Below are 5,253 nucleotides of genomic sequence, written 5' to 3'. Positions count from 1 at the left end.
GGGTACTGACTCGTGACCGGCTGGCCTCGCTTCAGCAAATTGGGTATGGGATAGTTTTCGGTGCTTTGTGAGCGTCGAACTTTCGGTTCTTTCGTCTTCACACACCGCAATCTGGCTTTTAAGCGCAAATTGCTTGGGTGTTATATGGTCAAGCCTCACGGGCAATTAGTATTGGTTAGCTCAACGCCTCACAGCGCTTACACACCCAACCTATCAACGTCGTAGTCTTCGACGGCCCTTCAGGGAACTCAAGGTTCCAGTGAGATCTCATCTTGAGGCAAGTTTCCCGCTTAGATGCTTTCAGCGGTTATCTTTTCCGAACATAGCTACCCGGCAATGCCACTGGCGTGACAACCGGAACACCAGAGGTTCGTCCACTCCGGTCCTCTCGTACTAGGAGCAGCCCCTCTCAAATCTCAAACGTCCACGGCAGATAGGGACCGAACTGTCTCACGACGTTCTAAACCCAGCTCGCGTACCACTTTAAATGGCGAACAGCCATACCCTTGGGACCGGCTTCAGCCCCAGGATGTGATGAGCCGACATCGAGGTGCCAAACACCGCCGTCGATATGAACTCTTGGGCGGTATCAGCCTGTTATCCCCGGAGTACCTTTTATCCGTTGAGCGATGGCCCTTCCATACAGAACCACCGGATCACTAAGACCTACTTTCGTACCTGCTCGACGTGTCTGTCTCGCAGTCAAGCGCGCTTTTGCCTTTATACTCTACGACCGATTTCCGACCGGTCTGAGCGCACCTTCGTACTCCTCCGTTACTCTTTAGGAGGAGACCGCCCCAGTCAAACTACCCACCATACACTGTCCTCGATCCGGATAACGGACCTGAGTTAGAACCTCAAAGTTGCCAGGGTGGTATTTCAAGGATGGCTCCACGCGAACTGGCGTCCACGCTTCAAAGCCTCCCACCTATCCTACACAAGCAAATTCAAAGTCCAGTGCAAAGCTATAGTAAAGGTTCACGGGGTCTTTCCGTCTAGCCGCGGATACACTGCATCTTCACAGCGATTTCAATTTCACTGAGTCTCGGGTGGAGACAGCGCCGCCATCGTTACGCCATTCGTGCAGGTCGGAACTTACCCGACAAGGAATTTCGCTACCTTAGGACCGTTATAGTTACGGCCGCCGTTTACCGGGGCTTCGATCAAGAGCTTCGCGTTAGCTAACCCCATCAATTAACCTTCCGGCACCGGGCAGGCGTCACACCCTATACGTCCACTTTCGTGTTTGCAGAGTGCTGTGTTTTTAATAAACAGTCGCAGCGGCCTGGTATCTTCGACCGGCATGGGCTTACGGAGCAAGTCCTTCACCCTCACCGGCGCACCTTCTCCCGAAGTTACGGTGCCATTTTGCCTAGTTCCTTCACCCGAGTTCTCTCAAGCGCCTTGGTATTCTCTACCCAACCACCTGTGTCGGTTTGGGGTACGGTTCCTGGTTACCTGAAGCTTAGAAGCTTTTCTTGGAAGCATGGCATCAACCACTTCGTCGCCTAAAGGCAACTCGTCATCAGCTCTCGGCCTTAAGATCCCGGATTTACCTAAGATCTCAGCCTACCACCTTAAACTTGGACAACCAACGCCAAGCTGGCCTAGCCTTCTCCGTCCCTCCATCGCAATAACCAGAAGTACAGGAATATTAACCTGTTTTCCATCGACTACGCTTTTCAGCCTCGCCTTAGGGACCGACTAACCCTGCGTCGATTAACGTTGCGCAGGAAACCTTGGTCTTTCGGCGTGGGTGTTTTTCACACCCATTGTCGTTACTCATGTCAGCATTCGCACTTCTGATACCTCCAGCAAGCTTCTCAACTCACCTTCACAGGCTTACAGAACGCTCCTCTACCGCATCACTTACGTGATACCCGTAGCTTCGGTGTATGGTTTGAGCCCCGTTACATCTTCCGCGCAGGCCGACTCGACTAGTGAGCTATTACGCTTTCTTTAAAGGGTGGCTGCTTCTAAGCCAACCTCCTAGCTGTCTAAGCCTTCCCACATCGTTTCCCACTTAACCATAACTTTGGGACCTTAGCTGACGGTCTGGGTTGTTTCCCTTTTCACGACGGACGTTAGCACCCGCCGTGTGTCTCCCATGCTCGGCACTTGTAGGTATTCGGAGTTTGCATCGGTTTGGTAAGTCGGGATGACCCCCTAGCCGAAACAGTGCTCTACCCCCTACAGTGATACATGAGGCGCTACCTAAATAGCTTTCGAGGAGAACCAGCTATCTCCGAGCTTGATTAGCCTTTCACTCCGATCCACAGGTCATCCGCTAACTTTTCAACGGTAGTCGGTTCGGTCCTCCAGTCAGTGTTACCTAACCTTCAACCTGCCCATGGATAGATCGCCCGGTTTCGGGTCTATTCCCAGCGACTAGACGCCCTATTAAGACTCGCTTTCGCTACGCCTCCCCTATTCGGTTAAGCTCGCCACTGAAAATAAGTCGCTGACCCATTATACAAAAGGTACGCAGTCACAGAACAAAGTCTGCTCCCACTGCTTGTACGCATACGGTTTCAGGATCTATTTCACTCCCCTCTCCGGGGTTCTTTTCGCCTTTCCCTCACGGTACTAGTTCACTATCGGTCAGTCAGTAGTATTTAGCCTTGGAGGATGGTCCCCCCATATTCAGACAAAGTTTCTCGTGCTCCGTCCTACTCGATTTCATGACCAAGAGATTTTCGCGTACAGGGCTATCACCCACTATGGCCGCACTTTCCAGAGCGTTCCGCTAATCTCAAAGCCACTTAAGGGCTAGTCCCCGTTCGCTCGCCACTACTAAGGGAATCTCGGTTGATTTCTTTTCCTCAGGGTACTTAGATGTTTCAGTTCCCCTGGTTCGCCTCTTGCACCTATGTATTCAGTGCAAGATAACCATCTTGTGATGGCTGGGTTCCCCCATTCAGACATCTCCGGATCAAAGTCTGTTTGCCGACTCCCCGAAGCTTTTCGCAGGCTACCACGTCTTTCATCGCCTCTGACTGCCAAGGCATCCACCGTATGCGCTTCTTCACTTGACCATATAACCCCAAGCAATCTGGTTATACTGTGAAGACGACATTCGCCGAAAATTCGAATTTCTCAACTAAGAGAACTCACAAATTTTACCTTAGCCTGATCACCACCAGTGAAAGTGGCGCTCAGTCTATCTTTCTATCACATACCCAAATTTTTAAAGAACGAACTAGTCAAAGACTAGAAATCAACATTCACCATCAGCACGATGGAATGCTCATTTCTAAGCTCTTACTTCAGAAGCAGTAGTGGTGGAGCCAAGCGGGATCGAACCGCTGACCTCCTGCGTGCAAGGCAGGCGCTCTCCCAGCTGAGCTATGGCCCCGTATTTCTACAGGCGTTTCCCACACAAAATTGGTGGGTCTGGGCAGATTCGAACTGCCGACCTCACCCTTATCAGGGGTGCGCTCTAACCAACTGAGCTACAGACCCAATTTCGGGCTGCTTCTTTCGTCTTCTTCAATGAATCAAGCAATTCGTGTGGGAACTTATGGAGCAGCTGATGTCGTCGATTAAGGAGGTGATCCAGCCGCAGGTTCCCCTACGGCTACCTTGTTACGACTTCACCCCAGTCATGAATCACACCGTGGTAACCGTCCTCCCGAAGGTTAGACTAGCTACTTCTGGTGCAACCCACTCCCATGGTGTGACGGGCGGTGTGTACAAGGCCCGGGAACGTATTCACCGCGACATTCTGATTCGCGATTACTAGCGATTCCGACTTCACGCAGTCGAGTTGCAGACTGCGATCCGGACTACGATCGGTTTTATGGGATTAGCTCCACCTCGCGGCTTGGCAACCCTTTGTACCGACCATTGTAGCACGTGTGTAGCCCAGGCCGTAAGGGCCATGATGACTTGACGTCATCCCCACCTTCCTCCGGTTTGTCACCGGCAGTCTCCTTAGAGTGCCCACCATAACGTGCTGGTAACTAAGGACAAGGGTTGCGCTCGTTACGGGACTTAACCCAACATCTCACGACACGAGCTGACGACAGCCATGCAGCACCTGTCTCAATGTTCCCGAAGGCACCAATCCATCTCTGGAAAGTTCATTGGATGTCAAGGCCTGGTAAGGTTCTTCGCGTTGCTTCGAATTAAACCACATGCTCCACCGCTTGTGCGGGCCCCCGTCAATTCATTTGAGTTTTAACCTTGCGGCCGTACTCCCCAGGCGGTCAACTTAATGCGTTAGCTGCGCCACTAAGAGCTCAAGGCTCCCAACGGCTAGTTGACATCGTTTACGGCGTGGACTACCAGGGTATCTAATCCTGTTTGCTCCCCACGCTTTCGCACCTCAGTGTCAGTATCAGTCCAGGTGGTCGCCTTCGCCACTGGTGTTCCTTCCTATATCTACGCATTTCACCGCTACACAGGAAATTCCACCACCCTCTACCATACTCTAGCTCGCCAGTTTTGGATGCAGTTCCCAGGTTGAGCCCGGGGATTTCACATCCAACTTAACGAACCACCTACGCGCGCTTTACGCCCAGTAATTCCGATTAACGCTTGCACCCTCTGTATTACCGCGGCTGCTGGCACAGAGTTAGCCGGTGCTTATTCTGTCGGTAACGTCAAAATTGCAGAGTATTAATCTACAACCCTTCCTCCCAACTTAAAGTGCTTTACAATCCGAAGACCTTCTTCACACACGCGGCATGGCTGGATCAGGCTTTCGCCCATTGTCCAATATTCCCCACTGCTGCCTCCCGTAGGAGTCTGGACCGTGTCTCAGTTCCAGTGTGACTGATCATCCTCTCAGACCAGTTACGGATCGTCGCCTTGGTGAGCCATTACCTCACCAACTAGCTAATCCGACCTAGGCTCATCTGATAGCGCAAGGCCCGAAGGTCCCCTGCTTTCTCCCGTAGGACGTATGCGGTATTAGCGTTCCTTTCGAAACGTTGTCCCCCACTACCAGGCAGATTCCTAGGCATTACTCACCCGTCCGCCGCTGAATCCGGGAGCAAGCTCCCTTCATCCGCTCGACTTGCATGTGTTAGGCCTGCCGCCAGCGTTCAATCTGAGCCATGATCAAACTCTTCAGTTCAAACATCTTTGGGTTTTTAAGAAACCCTAAACTTGGCTCAGCAATCGTTGGTTACATCTTTGATTTCTCGCGGAGTAACTTGTGATGCTGATAATCTTGTTGACTATCAGTCTGACTCCACAAGCACCCACACGAATTGCTTGATTCAGTTGTTAAAGAGCGGTTGGTTAAGA

General features: G+C 51.7%; 2 tRNA genes and 2 rRNA genes. All 4 read right to left on the bottom strand.

The features are described 5' to 3' along the window. Positions 1-144: 144 nt before the first annotated feature. Positions 145-3,035: ribosomal RNA gene (locus M5B98_RS28555) — 23S ribosomal RNA — on the bottom strand. Between the two features lie 244 nt (positions 3,036-3,279). Beyond that, positions 3,280-3,355, bottom strand: a tRNA-Ala gene (locus M5B98_RS28550). Positions 3,356-3,385: 30 nt separating this feature from the next. Next, positions 3,386-3,462: transfer RNA gene (locus M5B98_RS28545), tRNA-Ile, on the bottom strand. A gap of 81 nt (positions 3,463-3,543) precedes the next feature. Beyond that, positions 3,544-5,080 (bottom strand): 16S ribosomal RNA (locus tag M5B98_RS28540). Together the 16S and 23S rRNA genes with 2 tRNA genes alongside form the textbook arrangement of a ribosomal RNA operon. Positions 5,081-5,253 lie beyond the last annotated feature (173 nt).

This window comes from Pseudomonas sp. MWU12-3088 (genome assembly GCF_023242405.1).
Classification (GTDB): Bacteria; Pseudomonadota; Gammaproteobacteria; order Pseudomonadales; family Pseudomonadaceae; genus Aquipseudomonas; species Aquipseudomonas kribbensis.
Note: the sequence above shows the minus strand (reverse complement) of the source record. Positions and strands in the feature narration are given on the sequence as shown.